The sequence below is a fragment of the Streptomyces sp. NPDC079167 genome (assembly GCF_040686735.1).
Taxonomy (GTDB): domain Bacteria; phylum Actinomycetota; class Actinomycetes; order Streptomycetales; family Streptomycetaceae; genus Streptomyces.
The window spans coordinates 226,589-245,687 of record NZ_JBFBLO010000010.1 but is presented as its reverse complement, the minus strand read 5'-3'; the positions used below and the strand labels follow the sequence as shown (position 1 = coordinate 245,687).

Below are 19,099 nucleotides of genomic sequence, written 5' to 3'. Positions count from 1 at the left end.
CGCCCCGGCCAGGGGTGGCCGGCGCACTGTGGTTCAGGACCCGCAGCACCCACCGGACGGCGTCTCCTCGGCGGCTGCGACCGGCACGGAGATGCCGGTGCCGATCTGTACGAGGGCGGCTGCCGGAGCGCAGCAGCCGCCCTCGTCGGCCTGGCCGGCGGTGGGGTCGTCGAAGAGTCCGGCGCCGCCGCAGACTCCGGTTTCGGGGAGGGTGAGTTCGACGCGGTCGGCGGACTCGGTGTCGCCGGCGATGGCGGCGGTGACGGAGCGGACCTGCTCGTAACCGGTCATCGCGAGGAAGGTGGGGGCACGGCCGTAGGACTTCATGCCGACCAGGTAGACGCCTTGCTCCGGGTGGGACAGCTCGCGGTGGCCGTGCGGGTAGACCGTCCCGCACGAGTGCTGGTTGGGGTCGATGAGCGGGGCGAGCTCCACCGGTGCCTGGAGGCGTTCGTCCAGGGCGAGGCGGAGTTCGGACAGGAAGGACAGGTCGGGGCGCAGTCCGGTCAGGACGATGATCTCGTCCACGGGGTCGAGGCGCCGGCCGTCCTCACCGACGAGGGTCAGACGGTCGCCGTCGGCGGGCTCGATGACTTCGGTACGGAAGCCGGTGACGGCGTCGGCGTGCCCGTCGTCGACGGCGGCCTTGGCGGCCAGGCCCAGGGCGCCGCGGGCGGGGAGCTGGTCGGCGCTTCCGCCGCCGAAGGTGGAGCCGCTGATGCCACGGCGCAGGATCCACACGGAGTGCGTACCCGGTTCGTTCTTTGCGAGTTCGGCGAGGGTGGCCAGCGCGGTGAACGCGGAGGCCCCGGAACCGATGACGGCGGTGCGCCTTCCCGCGTACCGGGCCCGGACCGCGGGGTCCTTGAGGTCGGGGATGCGGTAGGAGATGTGGGCGGAGGTGGCGTGTTCGCCCAGGGCGGGGAGTCCGTCGGCGCCGATCGGGCCGGGGGTGGACCAGGTACCGGACGCGTCGATCACGGCACGGCCCAGGATTCGTTCCTCGGCGCCGTCGGCGAGCTCGATGCGGATGGTGAAGGGCTGCTGCTCCCGGTCGGCGTCGACGATCCGGTCGCGGCCGAGGCGGGAGACGCCGGTGACGGTGGCGCCGTAGCGGACCTTGTCCCCGAGGGCATCGGCGAGCGGCTGGAGGTACTGCTCGGCCCAGTCTCCGCCTGTGGGGTAGGTGTCCGCGGCGGGCTTGGTCCAGCCGGCCGGTGCCAGGAGCTTCTCGGCGGCGGGGTCGGTCAGCTCGCTCCAGGTGGAGAAGAGCCGTACGTGCGACCAGTCGCGCACCGCGGTGGCCGCGCTGGGTCCGGCTTCCAGGACCAGCGGTTCGATGCCTCGCTCGACGAGGTGCGCGGCGGCTGCCAGCCCGGCGGGGCCGGTGCCGATGACGACGACCGGAAGGTCTGCAGTGGTGGTCATGGCGGTGATGTCCTCCGGGATGGGCGACCGCACCCGGTCGCTGTTTCGATCTCTGTCTATATTCGAAGCTTGCCACTCGCATTGATGAGTGTCAACATAGACGCATGTCGAAGTCAGAGGTAGGGGAGCTGCCGGTTCTGGACCCCGGAACGGCGGTGCCGTGCTGCCCGCCGATCACTGCGGGAGAGCTGTCGCAGGACGACGCGGAGCGGATGGCCGTGATGTTCAAGGCGCTGTCCGACCCGGTCCGGCTTCGGCTGTTCTCCAGGGTGGCCTCGCATCCCGGGGGCGAGGCGTGCGTGTGCGACATCCAGGACGTCGGCGTCTCCCAGCCGACCGTGTCCCACCACCTGAAGAAGCTGCGCGAGGCCGGCCTGCTGACCTCGGAGCGACGCGGGACCTGGGTCTACTACCGGGTCGCCCCGTCAGTCGTGGCGGCCATGGCCGCCATGCTCGACCTGCGCGGCTGACGTTCGGCCGAGTGAAGCGCCTGGGGCGGGGCATCAAGTCGGCGGACTGCTGAGTTGTGCCCCCGGCGGGATTCGAACCTGCGACACCCGCTTCAGGGGTCTCCCTGGGCGGGGCTGTGACCTGCGGGAGCGGTGATCGCAGGGCTCCTGTCCTGGGGAAACGGTCCTCCGCAGTTCTCACGCGTCCACTGGGTTCCCCGGTCTCGGGTGTGCTGGGCGCGTTCCGAGTGCGCCCGATCTGCCGGCACGGCAGTCCGGGCAGGCTGGGTCGGTGCGGGTCGGTGCGGGTCGGTGCGGGTCGGTGTCAGGCGCCGAGTTTGTCGACGGCGTCCTGAAGTGAGGCAGCCAGGCGGGCGACCTCCTCCTCGGCGGGCGAAGATGTGCCGAGCCTTTCCACGAGCTCTGCGCGGGACATCAGCACGGCCGCTCCCCGGTACTGCTCACTGTCGAGGTCAGCCTGCACGACTACCTGAGCACGGCCCTCCAGGAGCACCAGGACGGCGTCGTCCGTGGCAGCGTCCAGGAGCTTCCTCACCAGCGACTCGTCGATCTTCATACGGATTTCCCTTGACGGTGTGCCGTCTGCGGACCGCGCGTCCCGGGGCCGGGCCATGAGCCCGGCCCCGGGCGGGGCCGCTCCGGCTCTACTTGCCCATGGCTTTGCGGACGGTGTCCTTGGTGCGGTCCATGAGGGCGGCGACCGGACCGAGGGCCATGTTCTTCCCCCCGGACTCGACGCCCGGGTGGGGCCGGGTGGGAGCCATGGCCTCGGCGGCCTTGATCGCCTTGGCCATCGCGGCGAGGCCGGTGGCGTCGGTGCTGCGGCGGATGTGGGTGAACTCGTAGCGTTCCTCGGCCCGCGCGTGTGCCTGGACGTCCTTGCGCAGCTTGAGCAGCTGGGGCATGAACTTCGGGTCGTCGGTGTCCAGCTCGTCGAGGGTGGCCAGGGTCTCCTTGGCCGCCTTCTCCTCGGCGAGGCGGTCCTTCACGACCTGTTCGCCGCCGGGGAACCCTTTCCGGGCGAAGGGGTGGACGACCTCTTCCTCGGCTGTTTCATGGACGGCCAGCAACCGCACGAGACGGTGGAAGGCGTCGCGGCGTTCCTCGCCCTTGGTGGCCTCGACCTCGTCGAAGAGGTTGCGGATGTCACCGTGCTGGCGCATCAGCAGGGCGACGACGTCGTCGTCCTCGGCCATGTCGTCCCCGGCGTGCGGGGTCCTCAGCTCGGACATCTCGGCCTCCCTACTTCTCGCGCTGGGTGGGGTCGGGGTGCTCGCCCTCGGACTGGACGCGGTACTCACGGCCGAACATCTCGTCGTGCTGGGTCATCACCCGGTCGCTCGGCGGTGCCTCGCCGCCGTGGATCTGCTCCTGCATCTTCTCGAACCGCTCGTGCGCCTCGCGCACGTAGCCGGCACCGAGCGTGGTCAGGTCCATCTGCGTGTCGAGCAGTTCACGCAGATACCCCTTGTTGGGCTCGAAGGTGAGCACGTTGGGCAGCTCGGGGGCCAGCACGGAGGCGGGGTCGCGGCCGTCGTGGCGGCGCATCAGGTCGCAGGCGGCGTGCAGGTGCTCCAGCTCCATGTTCAGGTGCAGCTCCCAGATGGCCTTGACCTTGGGGTCGCTCTCCTGCTCCATGAAGGAGTGGTAGAGGTAGCACTCGTTGTACTCGTGGTTGACGAGCTGCTCCCACCACGTCTCACCCGGGTCCACCAGGGACTCGTAGTGCGTGACGTGTTCCTCCTCGATCAGCCCGATCTCCTGGTAGAGCTGACGGGCGATCGGCTCCATGTAGGTGGGGCCGGTGTTCATGTAGAAGTTCATGGTCTGCTGCTCCGCCGACATGACCGTCAGGGCGTGCAGCTTGGAGAGCGGGTCCGTCCGGTCCTTGGTGTAGGGGTCGCGGACGTTGTCGACCGGGTCGCGGTGGTGGAGCCTGGTGGGCCGGCCGGGCATGACCTCGGTCAGACCGTCGACGATCGACTCCGCCTTGCGGTGCTCGATCATCTCGTACAGGTTCGCGTACCGGTACAGGTGGTCGAAGTCCTCCAGCACGCCGAACTGGTACGCCTGCTTCAGGTACGGGTCGGGCTCCATCCGCGCCACCCACGCCGTCAGGTCCACCGCGACCTGCTCGTAGGCGATCGTCGTCTCCAGCACCGAGGAGACACCCGGCAGCAGCCAGTTCACGACCTTCTGCTGCTGCGCCTCGATGTAGCGCACCCGCGCCAGCTGCCGCTTGATCTCGGGGTCGACCGTGTGGCGGGCGAGCTGGTGGCTGAACATGATCGCCTCCACCTCGATGCCGTTCATCGTGATGATCCGGCAGCGGGTGTACGGGTCACCGTGGTCCGGGTCGATCGGCTCCACGTTCAGCTCACGCCAGTTACGGAGCTGGCGGTCCAGCGGGATACCCCGCTGCTCCAACGGATTGAATGTCATGTGCGTTGCCTCCTGGGGGCCGACGAGCGGGGGACTCACGCGCCGCCGGGGTACCGCGTTTCGGGCGACGAGCACGGACCAGCTCCCCAGTCTGTTCACCATGCGCGCTTTTGAGTCACTGCTCATGCCCGGGGGCCGCGGAGTTCCCTCTGGTGGGCCAACCGGACCGGTGGGTGCCGTCCCCTGCGCGCAGTGCGTCTCCGCGTCCGCGTCCTGACTCCGACGGGACGTCCCGCTGATCAAAGATCGCTCGTGTGGGTACATGGAACCAATGCCGGAAGTGGTGCAAGCGGGTGGTTGGGGATTGCTGGCGGGCTGCGCCCTGCTGCTGGGAGCGGCGTGCGGCTATGCGCTGCGCGTGCCGCAGAAGGTCATCGCCTGGGTGATGGCCTTCGGCGCCGGCGTGCTGCTGTCCGCCGTCTCGTTCGAGCTGGTCGGTGAGGCCTACGAGCAGGGCGGTCTCGGCCCGGCGGCTCTGGGGACACTGGCCGGGGCGGTGGCCTACACCGTGGGCAACATGTGGCTGGCCCGGCGTGGCGCCCACCACCGCAAACGCTCGGGCCACAACAGGGATCAGTCGCAGACCTCCGAGCAGGGGCAGAGCGGCTCGGGCCTGGCGCTGGCCCTGGGAGCCCTGCTGGACGGTGTGCCCGAGTCGGCCGTGATCGGCGTCAGCATGCTCGAAGGCGGCGCGGTCAGCATGGTCACGGTGGCGGCGGTGTTCATCAGCAACATCCCGGAGGGACTGTCCAGCTCGGCCGGGATGAAGCGCGCCGGGCGCGGCAAGGGTTACGTCTTCGGTGTGTGGGGATCGATCGCCGCGGCGAGCGCGGTCTCCGCGGTGCTCGGCTACACCGTGGTCGGCGGCCTGCCGGTGGCGGTGGTCGCCGCGGTAACGGCCGTAGCCGCGGGCGCGATCCTGGCGATGGTCGCGGACACGATGATCCCCGAGGCGTTCCAGGACGCGCCTTTGGCGATCGGCCTGGTCACCGTCAGCGGCTTCCTGGTCTCCTTCGCGCTGTCCCACGCCTGACCGGAGGCCCCGGCCCTCGGCGCCGACCGCCTGAGAGACTGTGGCGGAATCGCGGCGAGCCCAGGGGTGGGAATGTTCGGGATGACAGTGGTGGGTGCCCTGTTGCTGGTGATGGCTATGGCCGTCGCGTGGGCCGTCCTCGGATTACATGCACTGCTTCTCGGCCGGATGCCTGGACGCCGGCTCTCCCGGCTGGTACGACAGCCCAGGGTGTGGGGGAGCGGGGCCCTGCTCATGGTGGTGAGCTGGAACCAAGGATCGCCGTCGCTGCTGGTGATCGGCATCGGCCTTGTCGCATTGGGGCACGTGATGAAGTCCGAGAGGTGACGCGGCCTGCTCGACATCAAGACACGTCTTCCGTCGAACGATGCCGTCAAAAAGGCCCGGACCATGATCGGTCCGGGCCTTTCCCCTGGTGCCCCCGGCAGGATTCGAACCTGCGACACCCGCTTTAGGAGAGCGGTGCTCTATCCCCTGAGCTACGAAGGCGCGGCCCAGGAGCGGGTATCGGGTCCCGGTGGGACCCCGGCACTCGGTTCCTTGAGCCGTGCGGTGCGAAGGCGTGGCCCCGCACCGGGATCAGTGTAGCGGGTGGGCGCGTCCCGTGATGGGGGCGTCCGGGGCTGCCGGGGCCTTCGGGGCCGTCCGCCGTTCAGTGGCTGCGGCCCGGAGTTGTCTCCTCCGTCGTGTCGAACTCCTGCCGTGCCCGCTCGACGCGCGGCAGGTTGTCCGCGGACCACTCCGCGAGGTGGGCGAAGAGTGGTGCCAGGCTGCGTCCGAGCTCGGTGATCTCGTACTCCACCCTGGGCGGCACCTCCGGGTGGTACGTCCGCAGCACCAGGCCGTCCCGCTCCATCTGCCGCAGGCGCTGGGTGAGCACCTTCGGGGTGATGGTGCCGATGTTGCGCTGCAGTACGACGAAGCGCTGGCGCCCGTACGTGTGGAGCGTCCAGAGGATCGGCGTCGTCCATCGGCTGAAGACGATGTCGAGCACCGGGGCGATCGGGCATGCCTGTTCCGGGGGCACACCCTGTGCGGGGGTGGTCCAGGTGCCCGGCCGTGCGGTGCTGGTCGTCTCACGAACCCTCATACGAACCCTTCGGGTAGTCGCTTTCCTCTAGGTACCTACTTTATTCAGGATGCTAGCTTCCCGGAAGAAGCCGAAAAGCCGCAAAGAAGCCGCAGAACGCCGAGGTCCCGGCGCCGGCTGCCGGCGGTTCTCCCGTCCCCCGTCGAGGAGCAGTCTCATGATCGTTGTCACCGGAGCCACCGGAAACGTGGGCCGCACGCTGGTCGCCGCCCTCACCGCCCAGGGCGAGGAGGTGGCCGCCGTCTCGCGTCGGCCGCTCACCGCCCAGCTGCCCGAAGGCGCCCGCCACGTCCAGGCCGATCCGGGGGTGGCGGAGAGCCTCCGCGGTGTACTGAAGGGTGCCGACGCGCTGTTCGTCCTGCCGGCCGGGGAGATGCTGGTCGGCGGCGAGAGCGCCGCGACCCTGCTGGGTGTCGCCGAGGAGGAGGGGGTACGCAAGGTCGTCCTGCTCTCCTCGCAGATCACGGCGACCCGCCCGGAGGCGGTTTCGCACAGCCGGCTGCGGGAGTTCGAGCACGCCGTCCGCGGCTCGGGCCTGGAGTGGACGATTCTGCGGCCCGGCGGATTCGCCTCCAACGCGTTCGCGTGGGCCGGTTCGGTGCGCACCGGGCGCACCGTGCTCGCACCGTTCGGTGATGTCGCGCTGCCGGTCGTCGACCCCGCGGACATCGCCGAGGTCGCCGCGGTCGTCCTGCGGGAGGACGGTCATGCCGGCCGGGCCTACGAGCTGACCGGACCGACCGCTGTCACTCCGCGCGAGCAGGCCGCGGCCCTCGCGGAACTCCTGGGTGAGGAGGTGGCTTTCGTCGAGCTGACCCGAGAGGCCGCCTTCGCCCACATGGTGCAGTTCATGCCGGAGGCCGTCGTCGACGGGACCCTGGACATCCTGGGGCTGCCGCTTCCCGCCGAGCGTCTGGTCAGCCCGGACGTCGAGAAGGTCCTCGGCCGCCCCGCCGCCCCCTTCACCGCGTGGGCGGAGCGCTCCCTGCCCGCCTTCCGGTAGGGCCGGTTGACGGGTGCGGGGTGCGGGCATAGCGTCGCCGGGTCGCTGAGCCAGTCCGCAGTGCATCGAGAGGCCGTCCGTGCCGCACGCCGAACCCAGCAGTTCGCCCGAGCTCGCAGCCCCCGCCCGTATCGAGGCGTCGTTGACCGGTCCCGGGGCGCCGTTCGCCGTGGTGCGCGCCGAGCACGGGCCCCTCGTCTACGCGAACGGACCGCGCACCCTGCGGGAGTTCGGTGAGACAACCTGGGCCTTCGGCGACCAGCCGTTCCTGATCTCGGGCGGACGGACCTGCTCGTACGGCGAGTTCTTCGCGGCCGCCTCCTCGCTCGCCCGGCGGCTCACCGGGACGTACGGGCTCCGCCCGGGTGACAGGGCCGTGGTGGCGATGCGGAACCGCCCCGAATGGCAGATCGCGTTCTGGGCGGCCCAGCTCGCCGGTCTCGTCGCCGTACCGCTCAACTGCTGGTGGACCGAGGCGGAGTTCGGTCACGCCCTCGACGACTGCGAGCCGGCGGTGCTGCTGGTCGACGGGGAGCAGTTGCCGAAGGTGGCGGACCGGAGCCGGAGGACCGGGGCGCGCCTCGTCGTCTTTCACGGTGAGGGGGAGCTGCCGCCCGGGGCCGAGCGGTACGCCGACCTGCCGGAGCCGGATCCGTACGCCGCGCCGCCCGAGGTGGAGATCAGGCCCGAGGACGACTCCACGATCATCTACACCTCCGGTACGACGGGGCGGCCCAAGGGAGCCGTGGCCACGCATCTCGCGCAGGCGGGCGCGGCCCTCAACCCGCGCTTCCAGGCGGCGGTCTCGGCGCTTCGGCGTGGAGTGGTCCCGGGGCAGGGGCCGGCGCCGGTCACGCTGATGACGTTCCCGTTCTTCCACGTCGCCGCGTTCACCGGCCTGTACGCGGCGATGGCGGCGGGCGGCACCCTCGTCCTGATGGAGAAGTGGGACGCCGAGGAGGCCCTGCGGCTGATCCGGCGGCACGGGGTCACCCACTACGCGGGTGTCCCGGCCACCGCGCTCCAGCTGCTCGCGGCGGCGGAGCGTGCGGGTGACGGCCTGGAGAGCCTGAGGGGGCTGAACACCGGAGGAGCCGTGGCCCCGCCTGACCTGGTCGCCCGGCTCACGGCCCGGCACGGCGAGCGGATCGAGCCGCGCAACGGCTACGGCCTGACCGAGACCAGCGGCGGGGTGCTGGCCGCCTTCGGCGCCGCCTACCGGGCGCACCCGGACTCCGTCGGCACCCCTACGCCGGTCACCGAGGTGCGGATCGCCGGACCCGGGGGCGAGGCGCTCCCCGACGGAGAAACCGGCGAGCTGTGGCTGCGCGGCCAGTCCCTGGTGCGCGGCTACTGGCGTGACGAGGCGGCGACGGCCGAGGCGTTCACCGGCGGCTGGTTCCGTACGGGGGACCTCGCCGTCGTCCGGGACGGGCGGGTGTCCGTCGTGGACCGGATCAAGGACATGGTGGTCCGGGGCGGCGAGAACGTGTACTGCGTGGAGGTCGAGGCCGCGCTGCACGGCCACCCCGACGTCGAGGACGCTGCGGTGCTCGGCGTCCCGCACCCGGTGCTGGGCGAGGAGGTCGCGGCGGTGGTCCTGGTGGGCCCGGGCTCCACCGTCACGGCGGGGGCGCTGCGGGAGCACGTGGGCCGGGGCCTGGCGGCGTTCAAGGTCCCCGCCCATGTGCTGGTGACCAGGGAGTCGCTGCCGCGGAACGCCACCGGGAAGATCCTCAAGCGGGAGCTGCGCGGCATGGTCCAGGCGTACGCGCGGCAGGGTTCCCAGGGCTCTACGGCCGGGTGATCCGTACCCGGTAGTTCCCGTCGGCGTCCTTCTCCCGTACGGATATGCGTATGCCGTCGGCCCGGTCGGTGAAGGTCTCGCCCGGCTCGAACGGGGCGTCCGAAAGCTCGGCGTGGACATTGGGCCGCCGGGTGCAGCCGCCGCTGTCCTCGGTGCTGTCCTCGACGGAGACCGGTCCCTGGCCGGTGTCGACGTCGGAGCTCACCTTGTAGATGAGGACGCCGGGCCGGCAGACCGCTTCGTCGTTGCCCTCCGCGGTCCGTACCTCCACCGCGTAGCCGGACTCCGCGCTCACCGGCACGAAGGCCAGCTTGGGTCCGCCCTTCGTGGCCAGCGGTCCGAGGACGTGCTCGCTGGTGCCGGGCATGGCGGCGCAGCTGACCTGGTCGTCGGTCAGCCAGCCGAGCTTCCACTTGTGCCAGCCCAGGAGGTCGTTGTTGGCCCCCCAGTCCTCGGACATGATGTCCCAGTGCCCCACGGAGCCGCCGCCCTCCATCGTGTAGAGGTCGGGCAGCCCGAAGACGTGGCCGTTCTCGTGGGGCAGCACCCGGTAGCCGGTCTCCGCGTACGAGCCCGAGCCGTCGTCCTGGCGGCTGTAGACGAAGGACGTGTTGGCGAGCGGGGTGCCGTCGGCGAACGGGGCGTCGTCGTTGCCGGAGAAGGTCACCGAGAGGACCGTGTCCAGTGCCGAGGGGCCGGCGTTCGGGGTGACCAGCACATTGACCAGGTCGTAGGCCGAGAAGTCGACCTTCGGATCGGCGACGGCCACCAGGTCCTTGACCATCTCGCGGTAGCCCGGTTCGTACGGTGAGCCGCGCTCGATCCCGTACTCGGAGAAGGGCAGCGGCATCCGCAGCCAGTCCTTCACGGGTGTTTCGGGGAGGTAGGTGAGCCGGCCGTAGGAGCTGGTGCGGAACCAGTCGGAGGTCTGCGGGAAGAATTCCGCGAGCCGGTCCCCGGCCGGTTCCGTCGCCTGCGCGTCGGGGAAGTCGATCATCAGGTTGAGTGCTTTGACGCGGCCGGTGGAGCGTGCGTAGCCGGGGGGCGTCGGCATGCCCTCCGACATCTGTACGCCCATGGCCGTGGGTATTCGGCACGGTGCGAGGCCGGTGCCCCGGGGGGTGGCCGCCGGTCCGGCGGAGGCGCGGCTGGCGAGGGGGAGGGTGGAGCTGGCCGATGCCATCGTGGCGATGACCAGGGCTGTCGCTCCGGCGAGCGCGAGGGGGCGGCGGTGTCCGCGTATCCGGTGGCGGGGCTGCGGCATAGGGCGTCGCCTTTGGTCCGCGGCAGTCGGCCGGCCCTGACTGCACTCTGGCGATCAGCCTCCGCCGGGTCGTGGGGGACCGCTCGCTGGGTGCGCCGATGGAGGGTTTCTGGCCCGAGATGGTGTGACGCGGGACACATGGGGGTGGGAAATAAGCGGGGACCCGCTCCCCGTTTGCACCTGTGTCCCCGCGAAACGGGGACGCGGTCCCCGGTTGGAGCCAGGGCCGGTCACCGAACGGGAAGGGAAGCCGTGAAGTCCTCCGTCGCCACCTGCGCCGCACAGCGCCGTACGTCCCGTCCGCGGGCCGACGCGTTGCGTAACCGGGAGCGGATCGTGGGGGCCGCGCGCGAGATGTTCGTCGAGTTCGGCCCGGATGTGCCGCTCGACGAGGTCGCGCGGCGGGCGGGAGTCGGCAACGCCACGCTCTACCGCAACTTCCCCGACCGGGCGGCCCTGATCCACGAGGTCGTCCTGGCCGTCACCTCCCGTACCACCGACCGGCTGGAGGAGGCCGTCGAGGCCGAGTCCGACCCCTTCGCCGCCCTCAGCCGCTTCGTGCACGCGGCGGCCGACGAACGGATCGGCGCCCTGTGCCCGATGCTGTCCGGCGGCTTCGACACCGACCATCCCGAACTGCTCGCCGAGCGCCGACGCCTCGAAGAGGCCGTCGGAGGGCTCGTGGAGCGTGCCATGTCCGCAGGGAGGCTGCGCACCGACATCGCCGTCGGTGACGTACTCGTCGCCCTCTCCCAGCTCACCCGGCCGCTGCCCGGCATCGCCTGCCTGGACATCGACCGGTTCACCCACCGCCATCTCCAGCTGTTCCTGGACGGTCTGGAAGCCCCGGCCCGCTCCGAGCTGCCCGGATCGGCGGCGACCTTGGAGGACCTGCGCAGCGGGCTCTGACGCCCGTGCACCGGAAACCGACCCCCAGCCCTCAGTAAGCAGCCCTCGGCGGCCGCACCAGCCCTGAAAGCCGGCCCGGACCTGATGTGTCCGGCCGTCGGCACCGTTCGCCCTTTTCCGGTTCCGCACACGAGCCCGTCCGCGGCCCGTGCGCCGGATCCGTGACTCCTCGTGTCCTTAGGTGGCTACTCCCATGTCGAAAACAGCCGGCACCCTTCCGGATCCCAGCCGCTGGAAAGCGCTGGCCTTCATCGCCCTCGCCCAGCTGATGGTCGTGCTCGACGCGACCATCGTGAACATCGCCCTGCCCTCCGCCCAGACCGACCTGGGCATCTCCGAGGGGAACAAGCAGTGGGTCATCACCGCCTACGCCCTCGCGTTCGGCGGTCTCCTCCTCTTCGGCGGGCGCATCGCCGACCTGTGGGGCCGTAAGCGCACCTTCGTCGTGGGCCTGCTCGGCTTCGCCGCGGCCTCCGCGCTCGGCGGCGCGGCGACGGGTGAGGCCATGATGTTCGGCTCCCGCGCCCTTCAGGGTGTCTTCGGCGCCCTGCTCGCCCCGGCGGCCCTCTCCCTGCTCGCCGTGATGTTCACGGACGCCAAGGAGCGCGCCAAGGCCTTCGGAATCTACGGGGCCATCGCCGGCGGCGGTGGCGCGGTCGGCCTGATCCTGGGCGGCTTCCTGACCGAGTACCTGAACTGGCGCTGGACCTTCTTCGTCAACATCCCGTTCGCGATCATCGCCGCAGCCGGCGCCTACTTCGTCATCCGTGAACCGGCCGGCAGCCGCAACCGCTCGCCCCTCGACATCCCCGGTGTCGTCCTGTCCACCCTCGGTCTGGTCGCGCTGGTGTATGGCTTCACCCGCGCCGAGTCGGCCGGCTGGTCGGACTCGCTGACCATCGGCATGTTCGTCGCGGCCGCGGTGCTGCTGGCGGCCTTCGTGGCCACCGAGGCGCGTGTGAAGTCGCCGCTGCTGCCGCTGCGCGTGCTGATGGAGCGCAACCGTGGAGGGGTCTACCTCTCGCTGGGCCTCGCCATCATCGCGATGTTCGGGCTCTTCCTCTTCCTGACGTACTACCTGCAGGTGGTCCAGGGCTACTCGCCGGTCAAGACCGGCTTCGCGTTCATGCCGATGATCGTCGGCATGATCACCGGTTCCACGCAGATCGGCGCCCGGCTGATGACCCGGGTCCCGCCGAGGCTGCTGATGGGCCCCGGGTTCCTGGTGGCGGCCGTCGGCATGCTGCTGCTGACCCAGCTGGACATCAACACCTCGTACACGGCGGTCATCCTGCCGGGCCAGCTGCTGCTCGGCCTGGGTATGGGTACGGCGTTCATGCCGGCCATGTCACTGGCCACGCACGGCATCGAGCCGCGTGACGCGGGAGTGGCCTCCGCGATGGTGAACACCTCGCAGCAGGTCGGCGGGGCCATCGGCACCGCGCTGCTCAACACCATCGCCGCCGGTGCCACCACCGCGTACGTCGCCGATCACGCGGCCGGTGCGAGCGACCCGAAGCTGCTGGAGCTGCAGGCCATGGTCGCCGGCTTCTCCAGCGCCATCTGGTGGGCGGTCGGCATCCTGGTCGCCGCCTCGGCGATCGCGGTGACCCTGATCAACACCGGACGTCCGGGCACCGGCGCCGCGAGCGGCTCGGGGGACCTGGCGGACGGGGTCGAGGACGAGTTCAGGATCCCGGTCGTCGCGCACTGAGCGCACGGTTCGGTACGTCTGCCCTGGTTCCGCTCAGCGGAGCCAGGGCAGATCCGCGTCCGTGCCCTCCGGCTGCAGGCCGGTGGCGATGACCTGCATGATCTCGCCGAGGCTCTGCACCTGCTGAGGGCTGAGCCGGGCGAACATCGCCTGGCGTACGGCTTCGACGTGCCCCGGTGCGGACCGCGCCAGCATGGCGTAGCCCTCGTCCGTGAGGATCGCGTTCTGGCCGCGCTTGTCGGAGGGGCAGTCCTCGCGGCGGACCCACCCGTTCTTCTCCAGCCGGGCGACGGCGTGCGAGAGGCGGGACCGGGTGATCTTGGCGTCCTTGGCCAGCTCGGTCATGCGCTTCCGCCGCCGGGGGGCCTGGGAGAGGCTGACGAGCAGCCCGTAGTAGACGTGCGGCATGCCGGCGTCGCGCTGCAGCTGGCGGTCGAGATGGTCCTCCATGAGCGTGGTGGCGTGGAGGTAGGCGCGCCACACGCTCTGCTCTTCGTCGGTGAGCCACCGGGGCTCGCCGGGTGATGCCGTGGTCATGTACTCCACTGTACGACCTTTTCTTGAAAGTTGAACTAGATAGAGCTAAGGTCTCTGGTAGTTGGAACTTGAAGATTCAAAGACCTGGGTCCGAAGGGCCGGTCGCGAATCAGCGGTGCTCGCGCAGATGCCGGTTCCCGGTACCTGTATTGAACACACATACCTTGATCGGCAGAGGAACGGGAGTGTCATGACAGCCGCCGCGGAACGTATGCCCGCCCTCTATCTCTCCCACGGCGCGCCGCCCCTCGCCGACGACCCGGTCTGGCCCGGCGAGCTCGCCGCCTGGTCGGCGGGGCTGCCCCGGCCCAAGGCGATCCTGATGGTCTCCGCGCACTGGGAGGAGGCCCCGCTCGCCCTCGGCGCCACCGGGACCGTGCCACTCGTCCACGACTTCTGGGGCTTTCCCGAGCGCTACTACCAGGTGGAATACGCCGCCCCGGGGGCCCCGAAGCTCGCGGACGACGTCCGCAAGCTGCTGCGCGGCGCAGGGACCCCGGTCCAGGACATCCCCGACCGGGGCCTCGACCACGGGGCGTACGTGCCGCTGGTCGAGATGTTCCCGGGTGCCGACATCCCCGTTCTCCAGATCTCGATGCCGACGCTCGACCCGCAGAAGCTGATGGCCGTCGGGCGCAAGCTCGCCCCGCTGCGCGACGAGGGTGTGCTGATCGTCGGGAGCGGCTTCTTCACGCACAACCTGGCGGCGCTGCGGCACTCCGGGGGCTCCACGCCCGGCTGGTCGGCGGAGTTCGACGACTGGGGGCACCGGGCGCTCCAGGCGCAGGACGTCGACTCCCTCCTGGACTTCGAGCACGCGTCACCGGCCGGCCGGCTGGCCCACCCCCGCACGGAGCACTTCGCGCCGCTGTTCGTCACCCTCGGCGCGGCCGAGGGCGACCTCGATCAGGGGCGCAGTGTCATCGACGGCTTCTGGATGGGTCTGGCGAAGCGCTCGGTGCAGTTCGGCTGAGCATCGGCTTCTCGTACCAGGCCACGTCCCAGTACCGGCCGAACTTCCGGCCCACCTCCGTGTAGGTGCCGATGTGCCGGAAACCGAAGGCGTGGTGCAGCCGGACCGACGCCTCGTTCGGCTGCGCGATGCCGGCGTACGCGCGGTGGATGTCCTCGCCGGTCAGCGCCTCGAACAGCGCCTTGTACAGGAGGGTGCCGACGCCGCGGCCCGTGGCCCCGGGGGCGCAGTACACGCTCACCTCGACCGAGGTGCCGTAGGCGGCCTTGGGGCGGAAGGGGCTGCTGGTGGCATAGCCGAGGACATGCGGAGCGTTGTGCCGGGTACTCGGGTCCAGAGCAACCAGGAGCCGGTAGGGGCCGTCTTCCGGATGGGAACGCAACCACGGCAGGCGCTCCTGCGGGGTGAAGGCAGCCGTGTCGAAAGTGAGCGCCGTCTCACGGACGTAATGGTTGTAGATGTCCGTCAGGGCGTCCAGGTCGGCTTCCACACCGGGCCTGACCTGCACTTCTGTGGGTATCTGCACCTTGTGTCCTCATGTTCGGGGGCGACAGGGTACTGCATGATCTCGAAAGTGAATGGGCCCCATGGGAATTCTGTCCGGATTCCAGTCGTTGTTTCCATCGGATGCAGGGCACCCGGGAGGGTGTCGCGACCTACTCAGCAAGGGAGCACGCATGGCAACCCGTGCCGTCGCCCGTCGTTCGTCCGCCAGCACCGGCGGGACCGACCGGGCAAGCAGTGTTCGCGCCGTGGGCGGGGAGATCGCCGATCGCGACCTGGTCGGCATGTACCTGGACGAGATCGCTCGCACACCGCTGCTCGACGCCGCCAAGGAGGTCGAGCTCTCGCAGACGATCGAGGCGGGCGTCTTCGCCCAGCAGATCCTCGACGGGGTGGTGGAGAGCGAGGCCGGCGGAGCGAAGCGTGAGGAGCTGGAGGCGCTGGTCGCCGAGAGCGAGCGCGCCAAGGACATATTCATCCGCTCCAACCTGCGGCTCGTCGTTGCCGTGGCCAGGCGCTACCCAAGGGCGGGTCTGCCCCTGCTCGACCTGATCCAGGAAGGGAACGCCGGCCTGGTGCGCGCGGTCGAGAAGTTCGACTACGCCAAGGGCTTCAAGTTCTCGACGTACGCCACGTGGTGGATCCGGCAGGCCATCACGCGCTCCATCGCCGACCAGTCCCGTACGATCCGGCTCCCCGTCCACCTCGTGGAGGAGCTCGGCAGGATCCGGCGTGTGCAGCGTGAGTTCAACCGTGAGCACGGGCGCGACCCGGAGCACGCGGAGATCGCCGCCGAGCTCGACTCCAACACCGAGCGTGTGGGCAACGTCCTGGACTGGGCCCGTGACCCGGTCAGCCTGAACATGTCCGTGGACGACGACGGCGACACGCAGTTCGGAGACCTGCTGGAGGACACCTCCGCCGTGTCGCCCGAGCAGTCCGTGATGACTCTGCTGCGCAGCGAGGAGCTCGAGGAGCTGATCTCCAAGCTCGACAACCGCACCGCCTCCATCATCAAGATGCGGTACGGCATCGAGGACGGCCGCGAGCGGACCCTCACCGAGGTGGGCAAGCAGCACGGTCTGACGCGGGAGCGGATCCGCCAGATCGAGAAGCACGCATTGCTCGAATTGAAGCGAATGGCTCACGACACGGGCTTTGACGCTGCGGCGTGAGCCGATAACCCGTAATCTCACCGTCAAGCCGGTTCGCACCGGCCCGACGACCGGTCTCCTTGCCGGTCCCCTGAGCTGAGTCCCGGCGCCCACCCCCCCCCGGCGCCGGGGCTCATTCATGTCCGCCCTCCGTTCACGTCGGCTGCCGGGGTGACGCGGCCCGGGTCAGCCGGGCGCCCAGGCCGCTCAGGTGCTCCACCAGCTCCGGCGGCCCCTGCACCTCGAACTCGCAGTCCACGAGCGCCAGCCGCAGCGCCACCCACTCCAGCGAGTCGGAGGACACCGTGCGCAGCCGGCAGCTCCGCTCTCCCGTCGGCTCCACCGGCCCGAGCGTCGAGGGCAGCCGTGCCGTCACGAAGCCCGCCGGGGCCCGGAAGACCACATCGAGACGCAGCTCGGGCTGGGTACGAGACATCGACCGCGCGAAGAACTCCGCGGCGTCCCCGCTCTCGGTGGGCAGCTCGCGCGGGGTGAAACGGGAGCCGGTGGCGAACGGCTCGCTCACCCGGTCCACCCGGAAGGTGCGCCAGTCCTCCCGGTCCATGTCGTACGCCACGAGATACCAGCGGCTGCCCGTGCTCACCAGCCGGTACGGCTCGGCCTGGCGCTTGGAGGCGGTGCCGTCCCCGGAGCGGTAGGCGAAGCGCAGCCGTTCCCGCCCGGTGACGGCCGAGGCGATCGCCGTGAGGGTGCGGGGGTCGATGGTCGAACCGTCGCCGCGGGTGAGCGGCACGGTGGCGTTCTGCAGGGAGGAGACACGGTGGCGCAGCCGGGACGGGAGCACCTGCTCCAACTTGGCAAGCGCCCGTACGGATGCCTCGTCGACGCCCTCGATGGCGTGACCGGCCCCGGCCCGCAGGCCCACCGCGATGGCCACCGCCTCCTCGTCGTCCAGGAGGAGCGGCGGCATGGCGGTGCCCGCGACCAGGCGGTAACCGCCGACCGAGCCCCGCGACGCCTCGACCGGATAGCCGAGGTCGCGGAGCCGGTCGATGTCGCGGCGGATGGTGCGCGCGGTGACGTCGAGCCGCTCGGCCAGTTCGCTGCCCGGCCACTCGCGAGGTGTCTGGAGGAGCGACAGCAGTTTCAGCAGTCGTGCCGGGGTGTCGGTCATGGGTTCAGCATGCCCACCCATTAGGTCACGGTCCGACCTGTTGGGCTCCTAGCTTCCTCCCATGACTTCATCCGAATCCTCGCCGGCCACGGCAGCCGCCCGCACGGCGCCGACAAAGCCGGCCACGCCGCAGGACCCGGCGGACCGGCGCCGCTGGTTCGCGCTCGCGATCGTGATGACCGCGGCCTTCATGGACCTGGTCGACGTCACGATCGTCAACATCGCCATCCCGAGCATCACGCGGGACACCGGCGCCTCGTTCACGTCGATCCAGTGGATCACCGCCGGATACGCCCTGGCCTTCGCGGCCGGTCTGATCACGGGCGGCCGGCTCGGTGACATCTACGGCCGCAAGCGGCTGTTCCTCGTCGGCATAGGGGGTTTCACGATCGCCTCGGCCCTCTGCGGTTTCGCCGTGAACCCGGAGATGCTGGTCGCCTCGCGCATCCTGCAGGGAGGTATGGCCGCGCTGATGGTGCCGCAGGTGCTGTCGATCGTGCACGCCACCTTCCCGGCGCACGAGCGCGGCAAGGTCTTCGGGCTGTTCGGCGCGATCGTGGGGCTGGGCGCGGTGTCCGGACCGCTGCTGGGCGCCCTGCTCACCGAGTGGAACTTCTTCGGCCTCGAGTGGCGGCCGATCTTCCTGATCAACCTGCCCGTCGGCATCGCCGGACTGGTGCTCGGGCGGAAGTTCATCAGCGAGTCCAAGGCGCCGAAGGCGCTCCGGCTGGACCTGACCGGCGTCGCCCTGGTGACGCTCGGCCTCCTCATGCTGCTCTACCCGCTGACGCGGGGACGTGAGCTGGGCTGGCCGGTGTGGGGCCATGTGTCGATGGCCGCCAGCCTCCTGGTGTTCGCGGCGCTCATCGTGTTCGAGCGCCGGAAGGCGGACCGGGACGGCTCGCCGCTCATCGAACTCTCGCTGTTCCGGGTGAAGAGTTTCGCCGCGGGCACCGCCGTGCAGCTGACCTTCGGGATCGCCCTGGGCATCTTCTTCCTGGTCTGGACGCTCTACCTGCAGATGGGGCTCGGCTGGAGCGCCCTGCGGGCCGGTTCGACCGGGATCCCGTTCTCGGTCGCCGTCTCGGCCGCGGCGGGGATCTCCGTGCAGAAGCTGGTGCCTCGCTTCGGCCGTAAGGTGCTGCAGGCCGGCGCCCTGCTGATGATCACCGGGCTGCTGCTCTACATCTGGGAGGCCGGGCGCTACGGCCTGGCCATCAGCCCCTGGCAGATGGCACTCCCGCTGGTGGTCATGGGCGTCGGCATGGGACTGATCGTGGCCCCGCTGACGGACGTGGTGCTCTCCGGAGTGCCGAAGGAGCACTCCGGCTCGGCGTCCGGGCTGATCAACACCCTGCAGCAGATGGGCACGGCGCTCGGGCTCGGCCTCGTCTCGGTCGTCTTCTTCGGCTCGATCAGCGACCGGCTGCCGCCGGAGGCGATGGGTGCGGCGTTCGTGGACGCGTTCCAGCAGTCGCTGTGGTGGGTGGCCGGGGTGCTCGCGGTGATCTTTCTCGTGATGTTCGCCCTGCCTGCCAGGCCCCAGGTGCATCTGGAGGGCGGCACCGACGAGGACACGGGCCCCGGGGAGCCTCAGGACGCAGAGGTCCGCCAGGAGCCCGTGCTGACGAGCTGA

General features: G+C 70.3%; 18 protein-coding genes and 1 tRNA gene. 9 read left to right on the top strand and 10 right to left on the bottom strand.

From position 1 onward, the window contains the following. Window positions 1–33: 33 nt before the first annotated feature. Complete coding sequence (locus tag AB0P41_RS22455) at window positions 34–1,428, bottom strand: NAD(P)-binding domain-containing protein (protein WP_365933729.1); 1,395 nt, start codon at window positions 1,426–1,428, stop codon at window positions 34–36. 104 nt (window positions 1,429–1,532) lie between these two features. Between AB0P41_RS22455 and AB0P41_RS22450 the strand changes: the two genes are divergently transcribed. Further along, window positions 1,533–1,898 (top strand): metalloregulator ArsR/SmtB family transcription factor, encoded by a 366-nt coding sequence (locus AB0P41_RS22450; RefSeq protein WP_365933727.1) that lies wholly within the window; start codon window positions 1,533–1,535, stop codon window positions 1,896–1,898. A 304-nt stretch (window positions 1,899–2,202) separates the two neighbouring features. Here the strand turns inward: AB0P41_RS22450 and AB0P41_RS22445 are convergent, their stop codons facing one another. The 3 genes from AB0P41_RS22445 to AB0P41_RS22435 form a co-directional block, all read right to left on the bottom strand. Further along, window positions 2,203–2,454 carry a hypothetical protein gene (locus AB0P41_RS22445; protein WP_356709834.1) on the bottom strand — a complete coding sequence of 84 codons (252 nt, stop codon included), beginning with the start codon at window positions 2,452–2,454 and terminating at the stop codon, window positions 2,203–2,205. Window positions 2,455–2,542: 88 nt separating this feature from the next. Then, complete coding sequence (locus AB0P41_RS22440) at window positions 2,543–3,130, bottom strand: hemerythrin domain-containing protein (RefSeq protein ID WP_356709832.1); 588 nt, start codon at window positions 3,128–3,130, stop codon at window positions 2,543–2,545. Between the two features lie 10 nt (window positions 3,131–3,140). Beyond that, the gene (locus AB0P41_RS22435) at window positions 3,141–4,340 is read right to left on the bottom strand and encodes a hypothetical protein (RefSeq protein WP_356709830.1); all 1,200 of its coding nucleotides are present in this window, start codon (window positions 4,338–4,340) and stop codon (window positions 3,141–3,143) included. A 271-nt stretch (window positions 4,341–4,611) separates the two neighbouring features. On the opposite strand from AB0P41_RS22435, the gene AB0P41_RS22430 reads away from it, so the two are divergent. Continuing rightward, window positions 4,612–5,373: a ZIP family zinc transporter gene (locus AB0P41_RS22430; protein ID WP_365933853.1), complete on the top strand. Its 762-nt coding sequence runs from the start codon at window positions 4,612–4,614 to the stop codon at window positions 5,371–5,373. Between the two features lie 413 nt (window positions 5,374–5,786). Here AB0P41_RS22430 and AB0P41_RS22425 read toward each other — a convergent pair. After that, a tRNA-Arg gene (locus tag AB0P41_RS22425) sits at window positions 5,787–5,862 on the bottom strand. Between the two features lie 163 nt (window positions 5,863–6,025). Beyond that, window positions 6,026–6,463, bottom strand: coding sequence for a helix-turn-helix domain-containing protein (locus tag AB0P41_RS22420; protein WP_365933725.1), 438 nt, complete (start codon window positions 6,461–6,463; stop codon window positions 6,026–6,028). Window positions 6,464–6,620: 157 nt separating this feature from the next. Between AB0P41_RS22420 and AB0P41_RS22415 the strand changes: the two genes are divergently transcribed. Continuing rightward, on the top strand, window positions 6,621–7,466 hold the full coding sequence (locus tag AB0P41_RS22415; protein WP_365933723.1) for an NAD(P)H-binding protein: 846 nt from the start codon (window positions 6,621–6,623) through the stop codon (window positions 7,464–7,466). 79 nt (window positions 7,467–7,545) lie between these two features. Continuing rightward, window positions 7,546–9,273 carry a class I adenylate-forming enzyme family protein gene (locus tag AB0P41_RS22410; RefSeq protein ID WP_365933721.1) on the top strand — a complete coding sequence of 576 codons (1,728 nt, stop codon included), beginning with the start codon at window positions 7,546–7,548 and terminating at the stop codon, window positions 9,271–9,273. On the opposite strand, the gene AB0P41_RS22405 is transcribed toward AB0P41_RS22410, so the two are convergent. Then, the gene (locus AB0P41_RS22405) at window positions 9,260–10,537 is read right to left on the bottom strand and encodes a M6 family metalloprotease domain-containing protein (RefSeq protein ID WP_365933719.1); all 1,278 of its coding nucleotides are present in this window, start codon (window positions 10,535–10,537) and stop codon (window positions 9,260–9,262) included. The two genes, AB0P41_RS22410 and AB0P41_RS22405, sit on opposite strands and share 14 nt — an antisense overlap. Before the next feature lie 252 nt (window positions 10,538–10,789). On the opposite strand from AB0P41_RS22405, the gene AB0P41_RS22400 reads away from it, so the two are divergent. Both AB0P41_RS22400 and AB0P41_RS22395 read left to right on the top strand, forming a co-directional pair. After that, window positions 10,790–11,446, top strand: a complete 657-nt coding sequence (locus AB0P41_RS22400) for a TetR/AcrR family transcriptional regulator (protein ID WP_356709821.1) — start codon at window positions 10,790–10,792, stop codon at window positions 11,444–11,446. A 193-nt stretch (window positions 11,447–11,639) separates the two neighbouring features. Continuing rightward, window positions 11,640–13,160 carry an MFS transporter gene (locus AB0P41_RS22395; protein ID WP_365933717.1) on the top strand — a complete coding sequence of 507 codons (1,521 nt, stop codon included), beginning with the start codon at window positions 11,640–11,642 and terminating at the stop codon, window positions 13,158–13,160. A gap of 33 nt (window positions 13,161–13,193) precedes the next feature. Here AB0P41_RS22395 and AB0P41_RS22390 read toward each other — a convergent pair whose 3' ends face one another. Next, window positions 13,194–13,706: a MarR family transcriptional regulator gene (locus tag AB0P41_RS22390; protein WP_356709817.1), complete on the bottom strand. Its 513-nt coding sequence runs from the start codon at window positions 13,704–13,706 to the stop codon at window positions 13,194–13,196. Window positions 13,707–13,887: 181 nt separating this feature from the next. Here AB0P41_RS22390 and AB0P41_RS22385 point away from each other — a divergent pair, with 181 nt between their 5' ends. Continuing rightward, on the top strand, window positions 13,888–14,670 hold the full coding sequence (locus AB0P41_RS22385; RefSeq protein WP_356709815.1) for a class III extradiol ring-cleavage dioxygenase: 783 nt from the start codon (window positions 13,888–13,890) through the stop codon (window positions 14,668–14,670). On the opposite strand, the gene AB0P41_RS22380 is transcribed toward AB0P41_RS22385, so the two are convergent. Next, window positions 14,618–15,196, bottom strand: coding sequence for an N-acetyltransferase family protein (locus AB0P41_RS22380; RefSeq protein WP_365933714.1), 579 nt, complete (start codon window positions 15,194–15,196; stop codon window positions 14,618–14,620). The genes AB0P41_RS22385 and AB0P41_RS22380 overlap by 53 nt on opposite strands. A 151-nt stretch (window positions 15,197–15,347) precedes the next feature. On the opposite strand from AB0P41_RS22380, the gene AB0P41_RS22375 reads away from it, so the two are divergent. Then, entirely contained in the window at window positions 15,348–16,349 is a 1,002-nt protein-coding gene (locus tag AB0P41_RS22375; protein WP_365933713.1) for a sigma-70 family RNA polymerase sigma factor, read from the top strand. A gap of 133 nt (window positions 16,350–16,482) precedes the next feature. Here the strand turns inward: AB0P41_RS22375 and AB0P41_RS22370 are convergent, their stop codons facing one another. Then, a complete protein-coding gene (locus AB0P41_RS22370; protein ID WP_356709811.1) occupies window positions 16,483–17,463 on the bottom strand; it encodes a YafY family protein in 981 nt (326 codons plus the stop codon). Between the two features lie 61 nt (window positions 17,464–17,524). Between AB0P41_RS22370 and AB0P41_RS22365 the strand changes: the two genes are divergently transcribed. Continuing rightward, window positions 17,525–19,099, top strand: a complete 1,575-nt coding sequence (locus AB0P41_RS22365) for an MFS transporter (protein ID WP_365933711.1) — start codon at window positions 17,525–17,527, stop codon at window positions 19,097–19,099.